Genomic DNA, 21,791 nt, shown 5'->3' with positions numbered 1-21,791 from the left:
GGACAATATCTAGTGCCGTGGCCGCCGGCCTTTGCCCCGTGTTCGGCGGTCAGACGGGTGCATCGCGGTGCCGCCCCCGCGTCCTCATCCTGGTTGGCTGTGGGCGTGGGGCGGTGCCGTGAGGCGCCCTGCTGAGCGTTGAAGACGCGGCGAAGGTTGGCGGTCACGGCACTAGCGCGTCATCACCGCCCGCCACAGCAAACGGGCCAATTCAGGGTGGCAGATGTCGTTGTGCGCACCGGCGATCCCATCGACACGGCGGATCACCGAGGTGCAGTCGACGTTGTGCACCTGCCCCCTGCTCAGCTCACCAGGAGATCCGATGTTGTGGCCGTGCACGTAGGTGCCCTGCACGCCGTGCGAGCCGATGCCGCCGTACTTCGGGTACTCGTCCAGGTCGACCTGGCGGCCCGACCTCGCGGCCAGCGGGTAGAAGCGGCCGATCGCGTGGTCGTGCTGGGAGGTCGTGACGATGATCGGGCCCGGCACCCGGCCGAGCACGCCGCGGAAGTAGCCGGAGCCGGGTTCGCCGGGCAGCCGTTCCGCGAACGACCACAGCGACATCGCGCCCTGCACCAGGGTCAGCGTCGCGGCCGGCACCACGTTCGCCATCGCGGTCGCGGTGATGCAGCCGAAGCTGTGGCCCATCAGGTGGACGCGGGCGTTCGGGGCGGCCTGGGCGACCTCGCGGGCGAGGCGCGCGGCACCGCTCTCGCCGAACACCCTGGCGCGCCGCTTCATCTTCCAGAACGTCAGGATCCGCAACGGTGACAGGATCCCGCCCAGCGCCGGATCCTCCAGGCACGCCCGGTAGAGCTGCTCGGCGTCGAACACCATCCCGTCGTCGCCCGGCAGGTCGGGTACCGAGCTCTCCAGGTAGTCGTAGGCCTGCTTGACCGCGGCCGACATCCGGCACGGATGTTCGCGCGCGGCCTCGACGATCGTGCGCACCGCGGCGGTGCGGCCGGCGCCTCCACCGAGGCGCTGAGCCTGTGCCTTGATGAACTCGTCGGACCGGACGTCCTCGTCGCCCCACGCCTTCGACGGCCAGTGCAGGCCGACGAGCAACGACTTGAAGCCGCCGGGAAGCCGGTGCGCCGCTTCACGTTCGGCGCGGCAGTCGGCCATCGTCCTGACCCACTGCCCGTACTGCAGACGGGCGGCGGGCACATCGCCGTTCCACCCGTGGATGAAGAAGAACACATCGGTGACACCACCGCGGGCGTCGTACACGACGTCCGCGCTCTCACGCCCCCGCTCGTTGCCGGTCTCGTCGAAACAGACGAGGTGATAGCTGATGTCGTGACCTGGCACGGATTCTCGGGACATCGCGGATCACCACCACACAAAACGCGCCCAACTCGTTCTTCCGTATATCGGAACTGGGGCGGCTCTTGTGTAGCCTCCGCGATCAGGAAAACCCGTTCGGACCAGGCGATTCACCCCGATTGCGCCGGTAGTGGCGTGCCGCGCGGACCCTGTTGCCGCACGACGGCGAGCACCATTCGCGGCGTGGATGGTCCTTCACGAAGTACAGCACGCAGCCCGGCGCATAACAGGCGCGCAACAGAACCCGGTTCTCGCCGGTGAACAGCTCCACGGCCTCCGCGGCGATCGAGGCGAGCGCCTGAAGTGCAAGCGAGCCCTCACTTTCGTTGTGCCGCAACAGCTCCCCGTCGCGCACCGCCAGCTGCGGCCACTGCCGCGCGCTCCTCGCCGCACGGTTCACCTCACCCACCGCACGCGCCAGATCACGGTCTTGCGCGACCGCACGCGTGTCCTCCGTGAGCACACCGGCCAGGTCGCGAAGTGCCTGCCGCAGCGCGCGGAAAGCCGTGAGATCGCCCTGATCCGCCGGTACCCCCAGGAAGTCGCGAAGCCCGCTCACAGTGGTCAGGTCGTCGTACACCTGTGACCGATTGGCCCACACCGTGTTCATCAGGAGGACCGGACGGGGTTCGTCGGGCGTCAGCACGTCTAACGGTAACACAGGCTTGCATCCGTTAGGTTCTCGTTCTAACGTTTACAACGTCGCCCAACCGTTGGAAGGACTGCTCGTGAAGCTAGTTCCCCCGTTCGACGCCGACACCGCCCGGCTCAAGGTGCAGGCGGCCCAGGACGCCTGGAACACCCGCGACCCGCAGCGCGTGGCCGGCGCGTACACGCCGGATTCGGTGTGGCGCAACAGGTCCGAGTTCGTCCGCGGCACCGACGAGATCGTCGCTTTCCTCACCAAGAAGTGGGAGCGCGAGCACGAGTACGTGCTGCGCAAGTCGCTGTGGGCGTTCGGCGACGACCGCATCGCCGTGCGCTTCCAGTACGAGTGGCACGACGACGAGGGCCAGTGGTGGCGCAGCTACGGCAACGAGAACTGGGAGTTCGCGCCGTCCGGCCTGATGGCGCGGCGTGAGGCGAGCATCAACGACGTGAAGATCCTGGAATCCGAGCGCCGCATCGACCCTCGGTCCACCTACGACATCCCGACGGAGTAGCGCGATGCACGTCGAATCGTTGTGGCGCTACCCGGTGAAGTCACTGGGCGGCGAACCGCTGCAGGAGGCCACCTTCACCTCCGACGGGGTCGAGGGCGACCGTCTCGTGCACGTGCAGGGACCGCGCGGTGTCCTGACCGGCCGCACCCGGTACGGCCTGCTCACCATCCCCGCCTCCACCGGCCCGGACGGCCCGTTGGTCGACGGACACCCGTGGGACAGCTGGGCGGCGCACGAGCTGGTGCTCCCCTACGGCGGCCGGCTGACCCACTACGCCGGACCGGAACGCTTCGACGTGCTCAACGTCCTGGTGGCCACGGACGGCCAGGTCGAGGCGGCGGGCGTCGACGTGCGGCGGTTGCGGCCGAACATCCTCATCGGCGGCGTCGAGGCCGGTGAGGAGGACAGCTGGCCGGGGCACGCGCTGGTGATCGGAGACGTCGTGATCGGCATGCACAACAAGCGTGCCCGTTGCGTCGTGACGACCATCGACCCGGACACCGGGGCGCAGGACCTCGACGTGCACCGGCGGATCCGGCACGAGTTCGGTGGCGTGCTGTGCCTGGACAGCTGGGTGATCCGGCCGGGCGTGGTCAACGTGGGCGACGCGGTGGAGCTGGTGCCGACCGACGAGCTCCCGGACCACATCGGCGGGTGGATCGTCGGCCGGCCCTACGCGGTCTAGCGGCGGGCTACGAGTGGATGTCCTCGGTGTGCACTGGCGCAGCCAGGCGTCCTGGGTCGTGACGGTGTCGTAGGGCGCCGCGGCGATCGCCGCCTCGCCTTCCGCAGCGCTGCCGACACTCGTAAGGGTGCCGGAGCGCCTGGACGGATGTCAATGCAGGTTAAAACCAGACGAACGCCCATCAACTTCGGTTGATGAGCGTTCGTCTTGTCGTTGGTGTGCCTAGATGTTGCGCCGGTACTGGCCGCCCACCTCGAAGAACGTGATAGCCGCAGCTCAGGCTTGCGCACTGGCGCAGCCAGGCCTCCTGGGTCGTGACGGTGTCGTAGGGCGCCGCGGCGATCGTCGTCTCGCCTTCCGCAGCGCTGCCGGGTGACGCGGTGCCCGCGGGCACCGTCAGCGCCCCGATGGCCAGGATGATCGCGAGCAGGCTGAAAACACGTCTGATGCCGTGCATCTGTGCCCCCAAGGCATTCAATGCGCACTTTGGCAGCCCCCGCTGCCAACACTCGTAAGGGTGCCGGAACGTCTCGACGGATGTTAATGCAGGTTAAAACAAGACGAACGCTCATCAACTTCGGTTGATGAGCGTTCGTCTTGTCGTTGGTGTGCCTAGATGTTGCGCCGGTACTGGCCGCCCACCTCGAAGAACGCCTCGGTGATCTGGCCGAGCGTGCACACGCGCGCCGCGTCCATCAGCACGGCGAACACGTTCTCGTTCGTCTGCGCGACCTCACGCAGCCGGGCGAGCGCCTTCTGCGCCTCGTCGCGGTGCGCCGCCTGGTACGCCCGCGTGCGGTCGACCTGCGACTCCTTCTCCTCCTCGGTGGCGCGGGCGAGCTCGATCTTCACGACCTCGCGCGTGCCGTCCTCCGGCAGGAAGGTGTTGACGCCGATCAACGGCAGTGAGCCGTCGTGCTTGCGCTGTTCGTAGAGCATCGACTCGTCCTGGATGCGGCCGCGCTGGTAGCCGGTCTCCATCGCGCCGAGCACGCCGCCGCGTTCGGAGATGCGGTCGAACTCCATCAGCACCGCTTCTTCGACGAGGTCGGTCAGCTCGTCGATGACGAACGAGCCCTGCAGCGGGTTCTCGTTGGCGGAGAGGCCCCACTCCTTGTTGATGATCATCTGGATGGCCATCGCGCGGCGGACGGACGACTCCGTGGGAGTGGTGATCGCCTCGTCGTATGCGTTGGTGTGCAAGGAGTTGCAGTTGTCGTACAGGGCGCACAGGGCCTGCAGGGTGGTGCGGATGTCGTTGAAGTCCATCTCCTGCGCGTGCAGCGAACGGCCCGAGGTCTGCACGTGGTACTTGAACTTCTGCGAACGCTCCGCGGCGCCGTAGCGGTCGCGCATGGCCACGGCCCAGATCCTGCGGGCGACCCGGCCGATGACGCTGTACTCGGCGTCCATGCCGTTGGAGAAGAAGAAGCTCAGGTTCGGCGCGAAGTCGTCGATGTTCATGCCGCGCGCCAGGTACGACTCGACGTAGGTGAAGCCGTTGGCGAGAGTGAAGGCGAGCTGGCTGATGGGGTTCGCGCCGGCCTCGGCGATGTGGTAGCCGGAGATCGACACCGAGTAGAAGTTGCGGACCTGCTGCTGGATGAACCACTCCTGGATGTCCGCCATCATCCGCAGCGAGAACTCCGTGGAGAAGATGCAGGTGTTCTGGCCCTGGTCCTCCTTGAGGATGTCGGCCTGAACGGTGCCGCGGACGTTGGCCAGCGCGAACGCCCTGACCTTCTCGTACTCCTCGGCGTTCGGCTCACGGCCTTCCGCGTCCCTGAACTTCCCGACCTCCTGATCGATCACGGTGTTCAGGAAGTACGCGAGGATCGTCGGCGCCGGGCCGTTGATCGTCATCGACACGGACGTCGTCGGCGCGACGAGGTCGAACCCGTCGTACAGCGCCTTCATGTCGTCCAGCGACGCGATGGAGACGCCCGAGGTGCCGATCTTGCCGTAGACGTCCGGCGGGGTGTCGGGGTCGCGGCCGTAGAGCGTCACCGAGTCGAACGCGGTGGACAGCCGCGTGGCCGGGTTACCCTTGGAGAGGTACTTGAAGCGGCGGTTGGTGCGGAACGCGTCGCCCTCGCCGGCGAACATGCGCGCCGGGTCCTCGCCCTCGCGCTTGAACGGGAAAACGCCCGCGGTGTACGGGAAGAAGCCCGGCAGGTTCTCCTTGCGCAGGAACCGCAGCAGCGAGCCCTCGTCGTCGTAGCGCGGCAGGCTGACCCGGCGGACCTGGTTGCCGGACAACGTCTCCCGCGTGAGCTTGGTGTGGATCTCCTTGTCCCTCACCTTGAACACGAGCTCGTCGCCGGAGTACTGCTCGCGGGTCTTCTCCCAGCCTCCCAGCAGCTCCGCGGTGTCGCGGTCGAGCTTGCGCTCCGCCGCGTCCGCCAGTTCGGCGATGTCCGAGACGGCCTTTCCGGCTGCTTCCAACGCCTTCTGCGCGCCGGTGAGCTGCGTGTGCGTACGGACCGCCTCGACCTGTTCGTCGGTCTTGCGGTGGTAGCCGCGCACGGTGTCCGCGATGTCGGACAGGTAGCGCGCGCGTGCGGCAGGCACGATCGTGGACGCGCTGGTGGACGTCTTGCCGTTGACGGTCGCGAGCGCGCCTTCTTCTGTCTGGAGGCCGTGCTCGACGAGACCGTCACGCAGGAACTGGTAGAGCGCGGTGACACCGTCGTCGTTGAACGTCGCGGCGGACGTGCCGTAGACCGGCATCTCCTCCCACTTCACGCCGAACGCCTCGCGGTTGCGCACCATCTGCCGTGCCACGTCGCGGCGCGCGTCCTCGGCACCGCGGCGCTCGAACTTGTTGATCGCCACGGCGTCGGCGTAGTCGAGCATGTCGATCTTCTCGAGCTGCGACGCGGCACCGAACTCCGGCGTCATCACGTACAGCGAGAAGTCGACGAACGGCACGATCGCCGCGTCACCCTGACCGATACCGGGCGTCTCGACGATGACCAGGTCCGCACCGGACGCCTTGCACGCCACGATGGCCTGCTCCAGCCCGTCCGGGATCTCGCTGCCCGCACGGCGCGTGGCCAGCGAACGGAAGAACACGCGGTCGCCGTCGAGGCAGTTCATCCGGATGCGGTCGCCGAGCAGCGCGCCACCACCACGACGGCGCGTGGGGTCGACCGCGAGGACGGCGATGCGCAGCTTGTCCTGCTGATCGAGCCGAAAGCGGCGGACCAGCTCGTCGGTGAGCGACGACTTGCCAGAGCCACCGGTGCCGGTGATGCCGAGAACCGGCACCTTGCGGGTGGTCTCGACGCCCTCGGCGGTGCCGGCCTCGATGTGCGTGATCGCGCGCGCCAGGGCGTCGTCCGCGCCGGTCAGCAACGCGTCGTGGCTGAACGGCTCGGTGAGCGCGTGGTCGCACTCCTCGATCATCAGGTTGATCATGCGGGCCAGGCCGAGCGTCTGCCCGTCCTGCGGCGAGAAGATCCGCGCGACCCCGCGCGAGTGCAGCAGCTCGATCTCCTCGGGGACGATGACACCGCCACCGCCGCCGTAGACCCTGATGTGCCCGGCGCCGCGTTCCCGCAGGAGTTCAACCAGGTACGAGAAGTACTCGACGTGCCCGCCCTGGTAGGCGCTGATCGCGATGCCCTGCGCGTCCTCCTGGATCGCGGCGTTGACGACCTCCGCCACCGACCGGTTGTGGCCGAGGTGGATGACCTCCGCGCCCTGCGACTGCAGGATCCTCCGCATGATGTTGATCGCCGCGTCGTGGCCGTCGAACAGGCTGGACGCGGTCACAAACCGCACCGGGTTCGCCGGCTTGTGCAGAGTGCCAGAAGTGGTGACCGCCATGAGAATAGTTTGACTTCCTACTATTGGACGTGCAACTGAGGGTGGCCCAGGTCTCTGTATCGAGCACGAAAATCACATCGTCGCCCGGCAGGCCACAGGTTCGCTCGCGGAGCACTTCGTGCAGGTAGCGTGGCCGCCATGGCCGCTGTCGACGACTACTTCGCCGGACTCGACGCTCCGGCGCGGGCCGCGTTCGAACGGGTCCGCGCGCTGGCCGAGGAGTCGGTGCCGGACGCCGAGCAGGGCATGAGCTACGGCATGGCGGCGCTGCGGCACCACGGCAAGCCGCTGCTCGGATTCAAGGCCTCGAAAGATCACCTGGCCGTGTTCCCGTTCAGCCCGGCCGCCGTGGACGCGGTGCGCGACCGGCTGACCGGCTTCTCACTCTCCAAGGGCACGATCCGGTTCACGCCGGACAGCCCGCTGCCGGATGACGTCGTCCGGGACCTGATCCAGCACCGGATCGACGAGATCGGTTAGCGGGCAGCGCCCCACTCGTGGGCCAGGGCGGCCGCCTCGCCGCGGGAGCCGACGGCCAGCTTCTCCAGGATCTTCGCCACGTGGAACTTCACCGTGGACTCGCTGATGTGCAGGTCACCGGCGATGTCGCGGTTGCGGCGGCCGCGGGCGAGATGGCCGAGCACCTCCAGCTCCCGCGCGCCCAGCACGGTCAGCGGGTCCTCGCGCGGGTTCTCCGGTGGGCCGAGCGGCACCTCGATCGTCACGGTCGCGCCCCAGCCCGGCACCGCGTCGACCTCGACCTTGCCGCCGAGCGGCCCGAGGCGTTCCGGCACCCGGCGCCGGTCGAGGCTGCCGCAGGACAGGGTGCCGGGACCGTCATCGCGCACGGTCGCCCGCAGCACGGTTCCGACGATCTTCCAGCCGATGTGGACGCGGCCGACGCCGCCCTGGTCGTCCAGCATCGCGTGCACGGCCGACCTGACCACCGCGGCGGCCGTGGCGGAGATCCCGGTCGGCACGATTCGGTCCGCGCCCTCTTCCGCGCCGGGCGTGCCGAGGTCCAGGCGCACGTCGCGCCCGCGCAGCACCCGGCGCAACGACTCGGCGAGCCGTTCGAAGGCCTCTCCCGCCCGTTCCTCGGTCTGCTCCCGGTCCAGTTCGGCCCGCGACCGCAGTTCGACCAGCGCGGTGACGGCGAGGTCGACGGACCGTGAGCGGGCGGTCGCGTCGTCCACGCCGTGGTCGCGCAGCACACCGAGCAGCGCGGTCAGCGAGGCGCCGTACGCGTCGCCGAGATCGGAGATGGCGACGGCACGTGCCGCGGCGGCCGCCCGGGACACCGCAAGCGTCGCGGGCACCGCCTCGTTGCGCATGCCCTCCATGTACGCCGTCACCACGTTCCACAACGCGACAGCGGGCGCCAGCACCTCTTCGGCGACCGGGGTGTCGTCGGTGCGCAGGAGCACGAGCAGCGCACTCGGTTCGGACACGTCGCTCGCCAGCACCACGACCGGCACGTCGACCCCGGCCATGACCGCCCGCCCCTGCCAGGCTCCCGTGTCCGGCAGCAGGGGACGCAACGCGGCGATGTCGGTGATCGTCACCGGCGTCTCGCCGCGGAGTTTGAACGGCGCGAACGAGCAGTTGGACAGCTCGGCCACGGCCTGGTGCGGAATGGCGCCGGTGATCGCCGCCGACACCCGCGACAGCGTCTCGCTCAGCGGTGCCCGGATCACGTCGGCGGCGGCCAGCAGGTCCATGGTGACCAGCGTAGCCCGCCCAGACGAGCATCCGGCTGGCCTTTCGGCTAGGTGGGACTAGCCGAAGTGCTGGGACAGGAAGAACTCTGCTCTCGGTAGCGTTGACACGTCAACCAAATGACGAGCACTGGGAGTCAGAGATGAAGGCGATCACCTACACCACGTTCGGCGGCCCGGAAGTGCTGAGCCTGAACGAGGTCGACGAGCCGCACGCCGGACCGGGACAGGTGCGGTTGAGAGTCGTCGCCGCGGCAGTCAACCCGCTCGACCACAAGATCCGCAACGGGTGGATGCCACCGCAGATGACGCCCCCGTTCCCGGTCACGCCCGGAGTGGAGGCGGTCGGCGTCGTCGACGAGGTCGGCGAGGGCGTCACCGGCGTCGCGGTGGGCGACGAGGTCATGGGCTGGACCGTCACCGGCGCCTACGCCGAGTACGCGCTGGCCTCCGACTTCGCGCTGAAGCCCGCCGGCCTCGACTGGGACACCGCCGCCGCACTGCCCGTGGCCGTCGAGACCTCCGTCCGCGTGCTCGACGCCCTGAAGGTCGGCGAGGGCGACACGCTCCTGCTGCACGGGGCCGCCGGCGTGGTCGGCGCCGTCGCCGTCCAGCTCGCGGTGGCCCGCGGTGCCACGGTCATCGGTACCGCTTCTCCCCGCAACCACGACTACCTGCGTTCGTTGGGCGCCGTGCCGGTCGCCTACGGGGAAGGCCTCGCCGACCGCGTCCGCGCCGCCGCACCGCAGGGCGTCGACGCCGTCTACGACGCTGCCGGGCAGGGCGACCTGCCGATGTCGATCGAGCTGCGCGGCGGCACCGACCGGATCATCACCATCGCCGACCCCCAGGCCGCCGACCTGGGCGTCACGTTCTCCGGTGGCGGTGGCCCGTTCGGCGACCGGCTCACCGAGTACGCGCGCCTCGCCGCCGACGGCAAGCTCGCGGTGCGGGTCGCGCAGAGCCTTCCGCTGGCCGACGCCGCCAAGGCGCAGGAACTGGTCGCGACCGGTCACGCCGCGGGCAAGATCGTGCTGCGGACGTCGTCGTGAGGCAATAATTTGACTCATGACTCAACGCGTCGCGGTGACCGGTGGCAGCGGCAAGCTCGGGCGAGCTGTCGTGGCCGACCTGCTGGAGCACGGCTGGGAGGTCCACAACCTCGACCAGGCCACTCCGCCCGCAGCTCAGGGGTGTGAGTTCACGCGGGTCGACCTGACCGACTACGGCCAGGTCGTGGAGGCGATCAGCGGCATCGACGACAGGTACGCCGGGCTGGACGCCGTGGTGCACCTGGCAGCGATTCCGGGGCCGGGTGTGGCGCCCAACGCGCGCACGTTCCACAACAACGTGACGAGCACGTACAACGTGTTTGCGGCGGCACGGCTGGCCGGCGTGCGCAATGTCGTGTGGGCGTCCAGCGAGACGGTGCTCGGTCTGCCGTTCGACACTCCCCCGCCGTACATCCCGATCGACGAGGAGTACGCGGGACGGCCGGAGACGTCGTACTCGCTGGGCAAGCTGGTCGACGAGACGCTCGCCCAGCAGTTCTGCCGGTGGGAGCCCGAGATGAAGATCATCGGGTTGCGGTTCTCGAACGTCATGGAGCCGCACGACTACGAGCGTTTCCCGTTCGACGCCGACCCTCTCTCGCGCAAGTGGAACCTCTGGTCGTACATCGACGCGCGTGACGGGGCTCAGGCCGTGCGGAAGGCGTTGACGCACGAAGCGACGGGATTCGACGTGTTCATCATCGCCAACGCCGACACGTGCATGACGACGCCGAACGACGAGTTGGTGGCGAAGGTCTATCCCGGCGTACCGCTCAAGCGAGAGTTTGGTCCGCACGAGACTCTGCTGTCGATTGAGAAGGCACGACGGGTGCTGGGGTTCGAGCCCGCGCACACCTGGCGGTCGTGACCTCCCTGGCGAGCCCGAACAGCTCGTCCGCCGCCCGCGCCCTCGGTTTCACCTGCCGCAGGTGGTTGAGGGCGCGGGCGAGCAGCAGTTCGGCCTGCTGCTCGCACCACTTCCGCCCGCCGGCCTCCTCGACCAGTCGGGCCAGTTCGCGGGGCTCTGCATTCGTCGCGTAGACGTCGGTGCCGGCGTTGATCGCGGCCACGACCGGCAGGGTGCGGCGGCGGTGCGCGAGGTCGTCGTAGAGCGGGCGGCCGCTGACGGTGGCGCCGCCCCAGATGGCCAGCACGTCGTCCACGTGCTTGCGCGCCAGGCCGATGTCGTCGCCGAACTCCCGGAGGTGGCCGGCCTGGCTCCTGCTCGCACCGGCGGCCAGGGCTCCCAGCTCGCACGCGCAGGCCGTCAGCGCGGAGTGCTTCGCCGCCGCCACGCCCAAATGTTCGGCCATGTCGACGTCGTCCCGTTCGTCCATCTCGAGTTCCTGGACATAACCGTCCACAACGGACAGCAGCGCGACGTTGAGGACCATCACCTCGGCCTTGGTGAGCTGGGCGAAGGCGAGCGACAGCAACGCGTCCGCCGCCGACACGACCCGGTCGTCGCCGAACTCCACCCACGCGCTCGGCTGGTGGCCGTGACTGACTGCACGGGACATCAGGTCCGCGTGCAGCTGTTCGTGCTGGTGCGCCAGTTCGAGGGCGACGGCGACCCGGATCGCGTTGCCCACGTCACCGACCGTCTCGGCGGCCAGCAGTGTGAGGGCCGCGGTGGCGAAGTCCGGCCGCTGGTACTCGACCACCTCGCGGGTTTCGTCCGGCAGTTGGGCCAGCACGGCGTGCAGCAGCGGCTCGACCATGGTCCGGGTGCGCTCCAGCACGTCCTGCGGTGGCGCGACCACGTCGATGCTCGTCATGCGCATTCCTCTCAGACCCCGGGAAATGAAGCTAAACCCGCTGGTCAACCACACATGCGCGGTTGCCACTCTCGTGTTGAAGAGAGGCACGATCCGGCGAGCGCGACTAGGTTGATGTTGAACGGGTAGTCGCCGCCATCACCCGACCGTGACCGTCTTTTTCCCTGAGGGGCTGACCATGCGCTACACCAAGCTCGCCGGCATGGACGTGTCCGAGATCTGCCTCGGCATGATGAGCTACGGAGAACCGTCGAGGGGCGGCCATCCGTGGTCGTTGCCGGAGGAGGACTCCCGGCCGTTCATCAAGGCCGCGCTCGACGCCGGCATCAACTTCTTCGACACCGCCAACGTCTACTCCGACGGCTCCTCGGAGGAGATCACCGGCCGCGTTCTGCGGGAGTTCGGCAACCGCGAGGAGATCGTGCTCGCCACCAAGGTGCACGGCAGGATGCACCAGGGCCCGAACGGCGCCGGCCTGTCCCGCAAGGCGATCTTCGCCGAGATCGACAACTCGCTGCGCCGCCTGGGCACGGACTACGTGGACCTGTACCAGATCCACCGTTTCGACGCGTCCGTCCCGTTGGAGGAGACTCTCGAAGCGCTGCACGACGTGGTGAAGTCCGGCAAGGCGCGCTACATCGGTGCGTCGTCCATGTACGCGTGGCAGTTCGCCAAGGCGTTGTTCACGCAACGGCAGAACGGCTGGACGAAGTTCGTGTCGATGCAGAACCACTACAACCTCCTCTACCGCGAGGAGGAGCGCGAGATGCTGCCGCTGTGCGCGGACCAGGGCATCGCCGTGATCCCGTGGAGTCCGCTGGCCCGCGGCCGCCTGACCCGCGAGTGGGACGCGTCCACGGCGCGCGCCGAGACCGACGAGTTCGGGTCCACTTTGTACAACGACTCCGACCGCGTGATCGTCGAACAGGTGGCCGCGGTGGCTGCCGCCCGTGGTGTGTCGCGGGCACAGGTCGCGCTGGCCTGGCTGCACCGCAACCCCGTGGTCACGGCCCCGATCTTCGGCGTGACCAAGCCCGCGCAGCTCGACGACGCGGTGGCGTCGCTGGAGGTCTCGCTGACCGACGACGAGGTGCGACTGCTGGAGGAAGCGTATGTGCCGCACCGCATCGCCGGACACAGCTAGTGGTGTGGCGCGGAACGTTGCCGGGGGAATTCGCGGTCAGACGGGTACATCGTGGTGCCGCCCCCGCGCCGTCGTACTGGTTGTACGGGGGCGCGGGGGCGGTGCCGCGAGGTGCCCTGCTGAGCGTGGATTACCTCGCCAACGTTCCGGGTCACGCCACTAGCCCAGTTTCGCCACCTCGATGAAGTCGGGGATCTGGGCTTTCAGCGCCCCGTTCGGCTGGAACCGGTAGAACAGCACGGCGGTGCTGCACGCCGAGTTGCCGAACCAGGCGTGGTCGCAGGTGATCTGCGGGCCGAGGAAGCTGTCGAGGTTCTTCACGGCCCGCAACGCCTGCTCCGGCGTACCGTCCGAAGTGGACAACACCCGCGCGAGCGTCATGATGTCCGCGAACGACACCACGGCGCCCGCGACGGGTTCGTCGTGACCGGCGTCCTTCATGGCCTGCCGGTACTCCTCGATCTCGTCCTGGTTCGCGGGTGGCGCGGACAGCGGGTCCGTGGGGTGCCAGAAGTCGGCGGACAGCTCGACGCCGATCGACTGGTTCCCCACGGACTTCTGCAACCCGGTGCACGACGCGGCGAGGATCCGCCCGTCGTAACTGGCTTCCCGCAACGCCCTGACGATGTGCGTGCACTGCTCTTCGGTGGCGGCGATGCTGCCCGACGCCTCCGCGGTCATGACGGTGCGGGCGAGGCTCTCCCAGTCCGGGCGGTCCGCCGGGTAGTAGACCGAGCGGTAGCCGAGGCCGAACCACTGGGCGGCCGGGGCGAGCACGGTGTCGGTGAAGGCGTGCGTGGCCGGTGACTCGGGCAGCAGCCAGGCCACCGTTCGCACGCCCTGGTCGGCGTAGTACTTGAGCGCCGCGGTGCCGTACGCGACGGCGGCGGCGCCGAAGAAGAAGGCGTTCTTGTGGTTCATCAGGCCTGGCGTGAACTGCACGTGCCCGACCAGTGGAATGGCGGCCTCGGCGAGCTTGGGCATCGCGGCGTCGGCGCCGGTGTCCACGCCCTGCACGACCACTTCGACCTTCTCCGCGACGAACTTCGCGGCGCATTGATCGGACTGCTCGGGCGTGCCGTCGGTGGGACAGGTGACGAGCTCGAACGGACGGTTGCGGACCCCGCCCCCGCGGTTGAGGTGGGCGACGGCGACCTCGGCGCCGGTCTGCAGCTCCGGCACGGCGAACGCACCGGACGCGTTGTTGAGGTATCCGATCTTGACGGGTTCGCCGCTGGGACCGGCGCCCTGCTCCGCGGCACATCCGGTGGCGAGCAGGAGGACGACGGCTACGACCCTGGAAAGCATGACTCCCCTATGAGCATCGGCGGTGATGCGAAGCGCCGATGGTCACGAGGTGAGACGCCACCGATAAGTCGGGTTACCGCGACAACTAGGACTTTCGTGCTTGAGAGTTCCGCAGACGCGGATATATGCTCCAATTTGTGCCGAATCTGCGGATCAGTGAGGCCGCCGCGCTGCTCGGGGTCAGTGACGACACCCTGCGCCGGTGGATAGATCAGGGACGCCTGGAGTCCGTTGTGCTCGACAACGGGCGCAAGGGGGTCAGCGGGACGGAGCTCGCCGCGTTCGCCCAGACCATGACGGACATCGCCGAGCCTGGCGCGACGGTCGCGGCTTCTGCCCGCAACCGGATGAAGGGCATCGTCACGCGGGTCATCAAGGACGGGGTCATGGCCCAGGTCGACATGCAGGCCGGGCCGTTCCGCATCACCTCGCTGATGAGCCGCGAGTCCGCGGACGAGCTCGGTCTCGAGGTGGGCAGTGTCGCCGTCGCCTCCATCAAGTCCACCCACGTCGTCGTCGAGATCCCGGAGGCCTGAGTTGAAGAGAGTGCTCGCAGTCGCGGCGGCGCTGGTGCTGGCGGGCTGCGGATCGCAGGCGCCGGCGACCACCCCGGCGAGCACCGGTGTCACCGGCGAGATCACGGTGTTCGCGGCCGCGTCGCTCACCGAGTCGTTCAAGACGCTGGGCAAGGAGTTCGAGGCGGCGAACCCCGGTTCGAAGGTCACGTTCAACTTCGCCGGCAGCTCGGCGCTCGCGCAGCAGATCAACCAGGGCGCGCCGGCCGACGTGTTCGCGTCCGCGGCGCCGGCGAACATGAAGCAGGTGACCGATACCGGGGCGATCACGGCGACGCCGACGACGTTCGCCAAGAACACGCTGCAGATCGCGGTGCCCAAGGGAAATCCCGGCAAGATCACCGGGCTGGCGGACTTCGCCAAGGCGGACCTGAAGATCGCGTTGTGCGCGGAGCAGGTGCCGTGCGGTGCGGCGTCGAAGAAGGTGTTCGATGCGGCCAAGATCACGGCCGCGCCGGACACGCTGGAGCAGGACGTGAAGGCCGTGCTCACCAAGGTGTCGCTGGGTGAAGTGGACGCGGCACTCGTCTACCGCACGGACGTGAAGGCCAACGCCAAGGTCGAGGGCTTGGACTTCGCGGAGGCCGGCAAGGTGGTCAACGACTACCCGATCGCGCCGACCGCCAAGGCACCGAACGCCGCTGCGGCCAAGGCATTCGTCGACTACGTGCTGTCCGACAAGGGTCGAAAGATCCTGACCGAAGCCGGTTTCGCGGCGCCGTGAGATCGAGGCTGCCGGTCGTCCTGGTCCTGCCCGCGCTGGTCGGGCTCGCCTTCCTGCTCGTGCCGCTGGCGGGTCTGCTCGTCGAGGCTCCCTGGGCGACCCTGCCGTCCCAGCTGTTCAGCGCGGAGGTCGGTGAGGCGCTGAAGCTTTCCCTGATCTGCGCCTCGCTCGCCACGATCGTCTGCCTCGTCCTCGGCGTGCCGCTCGCGTGGTTGCTAGCGCGCAGCGAACTGCCGGGACGGGGCGTTCTGCGTGCGCTCGTCACGGTTCCGCTGGTCCTGCCGCCAGTGGTGGGCGGTGTCGCGCTGCTGCTGGTGCTCGGGCGGCGCGGGCTGGTCGGCCAGTACCTCGACCAGTGGTTCGGCCTCTCACTTCCCTTCACCACCACGGGAGTCGTGCTCGCCGAGGCGTTCGTCGCGATGCCGTTCCTGGTCATCTCGGTCGAGGGCGCGCTCAGGGCCGCCGATCCGCGGTACGAAGAAGCCGCTGCCACGCTCGGTGCCTCGCGCTGGCTGACGTTCCGCCGGGTGACGCTGCCCAGTGTCATGCCGGGTGTCGTCGCGGGAACCGTGTTGTGCTGGGCGCGTGCGCTCGGCGAGTTCGGCGCGACGATCACGTTCGCCGGCAACTTCCCCGGCAAGACGACGACCATGCCCCTGGCCGTGTACCTGGCGCTGGAGACCGACCCGGACGCCGCGATCGTGCTCAGCATCGTGTTGCTGCTGGTGTCCGTCGCCGTGCTGGCCGGGCTGCGAGACAAGTGGATCCGCGCATGACTCTGCACGCCGAACTCCGCGTTCAACGCGGCGGCTTCTCGCTCGAGCTCGACCTCGCGATCGAGCCGGGCGAGGTCGTGGCGTTGCTCGGCCCCAACGGTGCCGGCAAGACCACGGCCCTGCGCGCCCTGGCCGGGTTGCTCGACGGCAGCCGGATCAGCACCGGCGAGTCCACCTGGGACACACTGCCCGCCGAGAAACGGCCCATCGGCGTGGTTTTCCAGGACTACCTGCTGTTCGCGACGATGAGCGCGCTCGACAACGTCGCGTTCGGCCTGCGCGCCCGCGGCACCCGCAAGGCCGAGGCCAACGCGATCGCGCTGCGCTGGCTCACCCAGGTCGGGCTCGCCGAGTTCGCGAAGGCCAAGCCCCGCACGCTGTCCGGCGGCCAGGCCCAGCGCGTCGCCCTGGCCCGCGCCCTGGCCACGTCACCGGAACTGCTGCTGCTGGACGAACCCCTGGCCGCGCTGGACGCCGGTACCCGCCTGCGGGTGCGCTCCGACCTGGGCAGGCACCTGCAGAACTACCCAGGCCACACGCTGCTGGTCACCCACGACCCGTTGGACGCCATGGTTCTCGCCGACCGGATCGTCATCCTCGAAGAAGGCCGTGTGGTCCAGCAGGGCACACCGCGCGAGGTCGTCCGGCAGCCGCGCACCAACTACGTCGCGAACCTCGTCGGCCTCAACTTCTACCGCGGTACAGCAGCTGGCACCGAAGTCCGCCTCGACGACGGTGGCACGCTCACCATCGCGGAACCCGCGGACGGCCCGGTGCACGTGGTGTTCCCGCCGTCCGCGGTGAGCCTCTACCCTGAGAAGCCCGCCGGTAGTCCGCGAAACACCTGGCAGGCCGTCGTTTCCGGGATCGAGCAGCACGCCCACACCACCCGCGTGGATCTCGACGGCAGCCCCGCCGTGCTCGCGGACATCACCACAGCGACAGTCGCCGAGCTGCGGTTGCAGCCCGGCGACAGGTTGTGGGTTTCACTCAAAGCAACGGAGATTCACACCTATCCCCGCTAGCAGCGATCACACGAAGGCGCTCTGCCCGGTGATCGCCTTGCCGACGATCAGCGTGTTCATCTCGCGGGTGCCCTCGAACGAGTAGATCGCCTCGGCGTCGGCGAAGAAGCGCGCCACGTCGTAGCCGAGCACGATGCCGTTGCCACCGAAGATCTCCCGCGCCCAGGCGACGACCTCGCGCATCCGGGAGGTGACGAACGCCTTGGCCAGCGACGAGTGCTCGTCCTGGAAGATGCCCGCGTCCTGCAGCTTGGCCAGTTGCACGAGCATGCCCCACGAGGCGGTGATGTTGCCGAGCGACTTCACCAGCATGTCCTGCACCATCTGGAACCGGGCGATCGGGCGGCCGAACTGCTTGCGCTCCTGGGCGTAGGCCAGCGCGAGCTCGTAGGCGCCGATCATCACGCCGAGCGCCTGCCAGGCGACACCGCCGCGGGTGGCGCGCAGGATCTCGGCCACGTCGCGGAACGAGTTGATGCGCTGCAACCGGTTCGCTTCCGGCACGCGGACGTCGGTGAGCGTGATCTCGGCGTTCTCCACGATCCGGAACGCGATCTTGCCCTCGATCTTCTCCGCGACGAAGCCGGGCGTGCCCTTCTCGACGACGAACCCCTTGACGTGGTTGTCGTCGAGGTCGCGCGCCCACACGATCACGTAGTCGGCGAACGTGGCGTTGCCGATCCACTTCTTGGCGCCGTTGAGGATCCAGGTGTCACCGTCGCGCTTCGCCGTGGTGCGCATGCCGCCGGCCACGTCGGAGCCGCCGAGCGGTTCGGTCATCGCGAACGCGCCGATCTTGTCCATCGCCGCCATCGCCGGCAGCCAGCGGTCGCGCTGCTCCTGGTCACCACCCGCGTAGATCGAGTACATCGCGAGTCCGTTGTGGACACCGAAGAACGTGGCGACGGACGCGTCGGTGCGGGTCAGCTCCATGGCCAGCATGCCGGTGAGCAGGTTGCTGACGGCTCCGGGGTGTTCGCCGTAGCCCTCGTAGGACAACGCGGTGAGGCCCGCGCCGCGGAACTTCTCGATCAGCTCGGGAGGGAACTCGCCCTTGGCCCAGTACTCGTTGACCATCGGCTTGATCTCGGTGGCCATGAACTCGCGGGCGCTCAGCAGGATCTTGCGCTCTTCGTCGCTGAGCAGCGCCTCGTAGTTGTAGAAGTCGGCCACCAGCTGGTCTTCCATGGCCAAAGAATTAGGCGCAGTCATGATCAGTTCTCCTCCAATGCCGTCAGAACGGCGAGCTGCTTGCGGTCGCGCGTCTCGGCGAGCGCCGAGTACGTGGAGGAGCCGTAAGCGTCTTCCACTGCTTCGATGAGCTTTTCCGGGTTGCCGGACGGGGAGCCGAGCTCCAGGCCCTGCATGGACTTGCCGATGTGCTCGGCGAGGTGGCGGTAGCCGCCGGGGCCACCACCGAGGTGGGCGCCGAGGAACGGGCCGACGGTCGCCCAGCGCAGGCCGAGCGAGTTCGTCACGACGGCGTCGAGATCGGCCGGGGTCACCACGCCCTGTTCGACGAGGTAGGCGGCTTCACGGGACAGCGCGGCCTGCAGCCGGTTGCCGACGAAACCGGGGATCTCCTTGCGCTCGACGACGGGCGTGCGACCGAGCGAGCGGTAGAACTCGACGGCGCGCTGAACGGAGTCCTCGCTCGTCTGCTCTCCCGGCACGACCTCGACCAGCGGGATCACGTGCGGCGGGTTGAACGGGTGCCCGATCAGGATCCGCGAACCGTCGATGCCCTCGGCGAAAGCGGTGGACGGGATGGCGGACGACGAGCTGAGCAACAACGCGTCAGCAGGCGCCTCCCGGACCAACTCGGCGAACAGGTTCTTCTTGAACTCCAGGTTCTCCGGACCGTTCTCCTGCACGAAGTCCGCGTCCCGCACGGCTTCCGCAACACTCGACGCCACGAGCGCGCCTGATGGAACGACGTCCGCGAGGTCCGGACGCGGATCGGTGACCCGCACAGTCATGCCGTGCTCGACGAACAACCTGGCCCACGACAGGCCGATGACACCTGCACCAATCACTGCGACCTTTGTCATGACTCCTCCAAGTAGTTGTGAACCGGCTTGGCGGGAGCGAGCGTCAGGTCGGTGATGATGTGGCTGGCGGACACGACCTCCAGCACGGGAAGGTCGGCGAGCGGCGCGAGAACGTGCTGGAACAGCTGCAGGCGCGCCGGGCCGGTGTACGCGGCCTTGACCACGACGTCGGTGATCTCCGTGCGCACGAGCTCCTGGACCCGAAGCGTTCCGTCATAGTCAGGGATGGTCTTCACCATGAACGTCGGAACCGTGATCTCCGCCTCAGCCTCGCGGCGGTCCAGTTCGAACTGCTTGTAGCCCATGGTCGCGGTGGCGACCCGCAGCGTGCCGTAGTCCAACGTCCCCACCAGCGCGCCGTTGTCGGCGTAGAGCTTCGGCGACCCCATCACCTTCGGGTAGGCGCTGACCTCGCGGCCGGACGCGGTGGCGGCGAAGCTGTCCAGGTACATCGCGTGCAGGTACTCGCCGCGTTCGCCGTCGAACACCACCTGGATCGCCTGGCCTGCCTCGGTGTAGGGGCCGTAGCCGGTGACGTCGTTCATCTTCATGACCTCGAACCGGACAAGCGGTTCGTCGATCTCCAACGGCGCGGGCACCACGGCGCGCAACGCGTCGGCATCTGTGCGGTAGACGATGTTCAGGTACTCGCGGTCGAAGAACCGGGGCTGCACCGCGGGAAAGGCGGGAGCGGTCAGAGGCGTGATCCCGAGCATGTCAGCGCCCCGTCCACTGTGGAGCGCGACGCTCGGCGAACGCGGTCATGCCCTCACGAACGTCGGCCGAGGTCATCAGCCGGGCGATCTCAACCCGTTGCGCGGCCCAACGATCAGCCGAACGCACCACGCTCTTCACCGCGGCCAACGCCAACGGGGCGTTCAGCGCGATCTGCTCGGCCAGTTGCAACGCCACGGCAGCGGTCTCCCCGGCGGGCACCACCCGGTTCGCCAGGCCCAGCGACCCGGCGCGAACGCCGTCGATCGGCTCGCCGGTCAGCAGGATCTCCATCGCGATGTGGTGCGGAATCCGTTCCGGCAGGCGGACAACGCCTCCACCGGCGGCGATCAGGCCGCGCTTCACCTCCGGCAGCCCGAACTTCGCGTCCTCGGCGGCGACGATCAGGTCGCAGCCCAGGGCCATCTCGAACCCACCGCCCATCGCGAAGCCTTCGACAGCGGCGATCAGCGGCTTGGTCAGCTCGGCCTCGGTGAGCCCGCCGAACCCGCGACCCGCGACCTCCGGCGACTCGCCCTTCAGCGCGGCCCTGAGGTCCATGCCCGCGCTGAACGTGCCGCCCGCTCCGGTGAGCACGCCCACGCGCAGTTCCGGATCGGCCTCCAGCTGGTCCAGCGCGGCGGAGAGCTCGGCCGCGACGGCCGCGTTGACGGCGTTGCGGGACGCCGGCCGGTCGATCGTGATCAGCAGTGCCGAACCGACGCGCTCGGTGCGAACCTCGTTCATGACAGCTCCTTCAACACTTCAGCGGTGTCCTGGCCGGGCAGCGGGGCGAGCCGGCGGACGGTGGCGGGCGTGGCGGAGAACTTGACCGGGATGCCGATCGAGCGAACGGCTCCCTCGGTGGGGTGCTGCACGACGTCGAGCAGGTGACCTTCGCGGACGTAGTCGTCCTCGTGCGCCTTGTCGAGCTCCAGCACCGGCCCGAACGGGATGCTGTGCTTCGCGCACACCTCGGCCCACTCCTCGGTGGTCAGCGCGGAGGCGCACTCGTCGACGAGGCCCATCAGGTCGTCGCTGTCACCGGGATCGATCTTCTCGCCGGTGACGCGCGGGTCCTCGACCAGGTCGGGACGCCCGGCGGCGGCGAAGAAGTCGCGGAAGTTCGGCGGGTTGTAGGGCACGACGCAGGCGAGGCCGTCCTTGGTGTGCACGGCGTGGTGGCCCTTGGCCATCGACAGGTTGAAGCCCGTCGGTCCCTCCTCCGGCACGAACGCGTGGCCCGCGAGGTGCTCGACGAGGTTGAACGCGATCATCGTGTCCGCCATGGGGATCTCGACGCGCTGGCCCTCGCCGGTGGAGTTCCGGTGCACCAGAGCGGCGAGCACGCTGTAGGCGATGGTCAGCGACGACACCTTGTCGCCGATGATCGTCGGCAGGTAGACGGGCCGCCCGATGGCGCGGTTGGCGATGTCGACCAGCCCGGACGCGCCCTGGATCGTCTCGTCGTAGGCGGCGATGCCGGCGCGGTCCGAGTCGCCGCGGAAGCCCTGGGCGTGGGCGTAGATCAGGCCGGGGTTGCGCTCGGCGACGTCGGCGTAGTCGAGGCCGAGCCTGCTCAGCGCGCCGGGGCGCATGTTGGTGATCAGCACGTCGGCCGTGTCGATCAGCTTGAGGGCCTTCTCGCGGTCGTCCTCGTCCTTGAGGTTCAGGGCGACGCTGCGCTTGTTCCGGTTCACGTTGAGGCTCAGCGGCGTCATGCCCGGCGTGGTGCGGTAGCGGCCGTTGCGGACGGTGTCCACAGGCGACTCGATCTTGATCACGTCGGCGCCGAGGTCTCCGAGGATCTGGGCTGCGTACGGGCCCATCACCACGGTCGAGAGGTCGATCACGCGCACGCCGTCCAGCGGACCGGCGGTGATGTCCTTCATCGTTCGTCCTTTCGCACCTGCTTCGT

22 protein-coding genes are annotated in these 21,791 nt (G+C 68.6%); 10 read left to right on the top strand and 12 right to left on the bottom strand.

All coding sequences use genetic code 11. The annotated features are described in order from the left end of the window. Nucleotides 1–171: 171 nt before the first annotated feature. Nucleotides 172–1,329, bottom strand: coding sequence for a hypothetical protein (locus ACWGE0_RS20205; RefSeq protein ID WP_452262422.1), 1,158 nt, complete (start codon nt 1,327–1,329; stop codon nt 172–174). 82 nt (nt 1,330–1,411) lie between these two features. Continuing rightward, a complete protein-coding gene (locus ACWGE0_RS20200) occupies nt 1,412–1,975 on the bottom strand; it encodes a CGNR zinc finger domain-containing protein (protein ID WP_452262421.1) in 564 nt (187 codons plus the stop codon). An 82-nt stretch (nt 1,976–2,057) separates the two neighbouring features. Here ACWGE0_RS20200 and ACWGE0_RS20195 point away from each other — a divergent pair, with 82 nt between their 5' ends. Both ACWGE0_RS20195 and ACWGE0_RS20190 read left to right on the top strand, forming a co-directional pair. Continuing rightward, nucleotides 2,058–2,492: a nuclear transport factor 2 family protein gene (locus ACWGE0_RS20195; RefSeq protein ID WP_452262420.1), complete on the top strand. Its 435-nt coding sequence runs from the start codon at nt 2,058–2,060 to the stop codon at nt 2,490–2,492. Between the two features lie 4 nt (nt 2,493–2,496). Next, entirely contained in the window at nt 2,497–3,177 is a 681-nt protein-coding gene (locus ACWGE0_RS20190; protein WP_452262419.1) for an MOSC domain-containing protein, read from the top strand. Between the two features lie 181 nt (nt 3,178–3,358). Here ACWGE0_RS20190 and ACWGE0_RS20185 read toward each other — a convergent pair whose 3' ends face one another. Further along, entirely contained in the window at nt 3,359–3,634 is a 276-nt protein-coding gene (locus ACWGE0_RS20185; protein WP_452262418.1) for a hypothetical protein, read from the bottom strand. Nucleotides 3,635–3,789: 155 nt separating this feature from the next. Beyond that, nucleotides 3,790–7,008, bottom strand: a complete 3,219-nt coding sequence (gene icmF / locus ACWGE0_RS20180) for a fused isobutyryl-CoA mutase/GTPase IcmF (RefSeq protein ID WP_452262417.1) — start codon at nt 7,006–7,008, stop codon at nt 3,790–3,792. A gap of 138 nt (nt 7,009–7,146) precedes the next feature. Between icmF and ACWGE0_RS20175 the strand changes: the two genes are divergently transcribed. After that, on the top strand, nt 7,147–7,488 hold the full coding sequence (locus ACWGE0_RS20175) for an iron chaperone (protein ID WP_452262416.1): 342 nt from the start codon (nt 7,147–7,149) through the stop codon (nt 7,486–7,488). Here ACWGE0_RS20175 and ACWGE0_RS20170 read toward each other — a convergent pair. Then, nucleotides 7,485–8,729, bottom strand: a complete 1,245-nt coding sequence (locus tag ACWGE0_RS20170; protein WP_452262415.1) for a LuxR C-terminal-related transcriptional regulator — start codon at nt 8,727–8,729, stop codon at nt 7,485–7,487. The genes ACWGE0_RS20175 and ACWGE0_RS20170 overlap by 4 nt on opposite strands. A 140-nt stretch (nt 8,730–8,869) precedes the next feature. On the opposite strand from ACWGE0_RS20170, the gene ACWGE0_RS20165 reads away from it, so the two are divergent. Together ACWGE0_RS20165 and ACWGE0_RS20160 are read left to right on the top strand one after the other, a co-directional pair. After that, nucleotides 8,870–9,778 carry an NADP-dependent oxidoreductase gene (locus tag ACWGE0_RS20165; protein WP_452262414.1) on the top strand — a complete coding sequence of 303 codons (909 nt, stop codon included), beginning with the start codon at nt 8,870–8,872 and terminating at the stop codon, nt 9,776–9,778. 16 nt (nt 9,779–9,794) lie between these two features. Then, complete coding sequence (locus ACWGE0_RS20160) at nt 9,795–10,646, top strand: NAD-dependent epimerase/dehydratase family protein (protein ID WP_452262413.1); 852 nt, start codon at nt 9,795–9,797, stop codon at nt 10,644–10,646. Here ACWGE0_RS20160 and ACWGE0_RS20155 read toward each other — a convergent pair. Further along, nucleotides 10,552–11,556, bottom strand: a complete 1,005-nt coding sequence (locus ACWGE0_RS20155) for a polyprenyl synthetase family protein (protein WP_452262412.1) — start codon at nt 11,554–11,556, stop codon at nt 10,552–10,554. The genes ACWGE0_RS20160 and ACWGE0_RS20155 overlap by 95 nt on opposite strands. A 178-nt stretch (nt 11,557–11,734) precedes the next feature. Between ACWGE0_RS20155 and ACWGE0_RS20150 the strand changes: the two genes are divergently transcribed. Then, nucleotides 11,735–12,700: an aldo/keto reductase gene (locus ACWGE0_RS20150; protein ID WP_452262488.1), complete on the top strand. Its 966-nt coding sequence runs from the start codon at nt 11,735–11,737 to the stop codon at nt 12,698–12,700. Between the two features lie 159 nt (nt 12,701–12,859). On the opposite strand, the gene ACWGE0_RS20145 is transcribed toward ACWGE0_RS20150, so the two are convergent. Then, on the bottom strand, nt 12,860–14,008 hold the full coding sequence (locus ACWGE0_RS20145) for an ABC transporter substrate-binding protein (RefSeq protein ID WP_452262411.1): 1,149 nt from the start codon (nt 14,006–14,008) through the stop codon (nt 12,860–12,862). 137 nt (nt 14,009–14,145) lie between these two features. On the opposite strand from ACWGE0_RS20145, the gene ACWGE0_RS20140 reads away from it, so the two are divergent. Genes ACWGE0_RS20140 through ACWGE0_RS20125 form a run of 4 tightly spaced genes read left to right on the top strand, consistent with a single transcriptional unit; the run spans nt 14,146 to nt 17,108 of the window. Continuing rightward, nucleotides 14,146–14,544, top strand: a complete 399-nt coding sequence (locus ACWGE0_RS20140) for a TOBE domain-containing protein (RefSeq protein WP_319963637.1) — start codon at nt 14,146–14,148, stop codon at nt 14,542–14,544. A 1-nt stretch (nt 14,545) separates the two neighbouring features. After that, entirely contained in the window at nt 14,546–15,307 is a 762-nt protein-coding gene (gene modA, locus ACWGE0_RS20135; RefSeq protein WP_452262410.1) for a molybdate ABC transporter substrate-binding protein, read from the top strand. Beyond that, nucleotides 15,304–16,083, top strand: coding sequence for a molybdate ABC transporter permease subunit (gene modB / locus ACWGE0_RS20130; RefSeq protein WP_452262409.1), 780 nt, complete (start codon nt 15,304–15,306; stop codon nt 16,081–16,083). Before modA ends, modB begins: the two co-directional genes overlap by 4 nt. Beyond that, nucleotides 16,080–17,108, top strand: a complete 1,029-nt coding sequence (locus ACWGE0_RS20125; RefSeq protein WP_452262408.1) for an ABC transporter ATP-binding protein — start codon at nt 16,080–16,082, stop codon at nt 17,106–17,108. The genes modB and ACWGE0_RS20125 overlap by 4 nt, the downstream gene beginning before the upstream one ends. Before the next feature lie 6 nt (nt 17,109–17,114). Here ACWGE0_RS20125 and ACWGE0_RS20120 read toward each other — a convergent pair whose 3' ends face one another. The 5 genes from ACWGE0_RS20120 to ACWGE0_RS20100 are packed head-to-tail and all read right to left on the bottom strand — an operon-like array spanning nt 17,115 to nt 21,765. Continuing rightward, nucleotides 17,115–18,320 carry an acyl-CoA dehydrogenase family protein gene (locus tag ACWGE0_RS20120; protein ID WP_452262407.1) on the bottom strand — a complete coding sequence of 402 codons (1,206 nt, stop codon included), beginning with the start codon at nt 18,318–18,320 and terminating at the stop codon, nt 17,115–17,117. A 2-nt stretch (nt 18,321–18,322) separates the two neighbouring features. Next, a complete protein-coding gene (locus ACWGE0_RS20115; RefSeq protein ID WP_452262406.1) occupies nt 18,323–19,159 on the bottom strand; it encodes a 3-hydroxyacyl-CoA dehydrogenase NAD-binding domain-containing protein in 837 nt (278 codons plus the stop codon). Continuing rightward, complete coding sequence (locus ACWGE0_RS20110) at nt 19,156–19,875, bottom strand: acetoacetate decarboxylase (RefSeq protein ID WP_452262405.1); 720 nt, start codon at nt 19,873–19,875, stop codon at nt 19,156–19,158. The genes ACWGE0_RS20115 and ACWGE0_RS20110 overlap by 4 nt, the downstream gene beginning before the upstream one ends. Nucleotide 19,876: 1 nt before the next feature. Next, complete coding sequence (locus ACWGE0_RS20105; protein ID WP_452262404.1) at nt 19,877–20,620, bottom strand: crotonase/enoyl-CoA hydratase family protein; 744 nt, start codon at nt 20,618–20,620, stop codon at nt 19,877–19,879. Continuing rightward, on the bottom strand, nt 20,617–21,765 hold the full coding sequence (locus ACWGE0_RS20100) for a CaiB/BaiF CoA transferase family protein (protein WP_452262403.1): 1,149 nt from the start codon (nt 21,763–21,765) through the stop codon (nt 20,617–20,619). The genes ACWGE0_RS20105 and ACWGE0_RS20100 overlap by 4 nt, the downstream gene beginning before the upstream one ends. Between the last annotated feature and the right edge of the window lie 26 nt (nt 21,766–21,791).

The organism is Lentzea sp. NPDC054927 (genome assembly GCF_053610285.1).
This window is presented reverse-complemented; position numbering and strand designations above follow the sequence as displayed.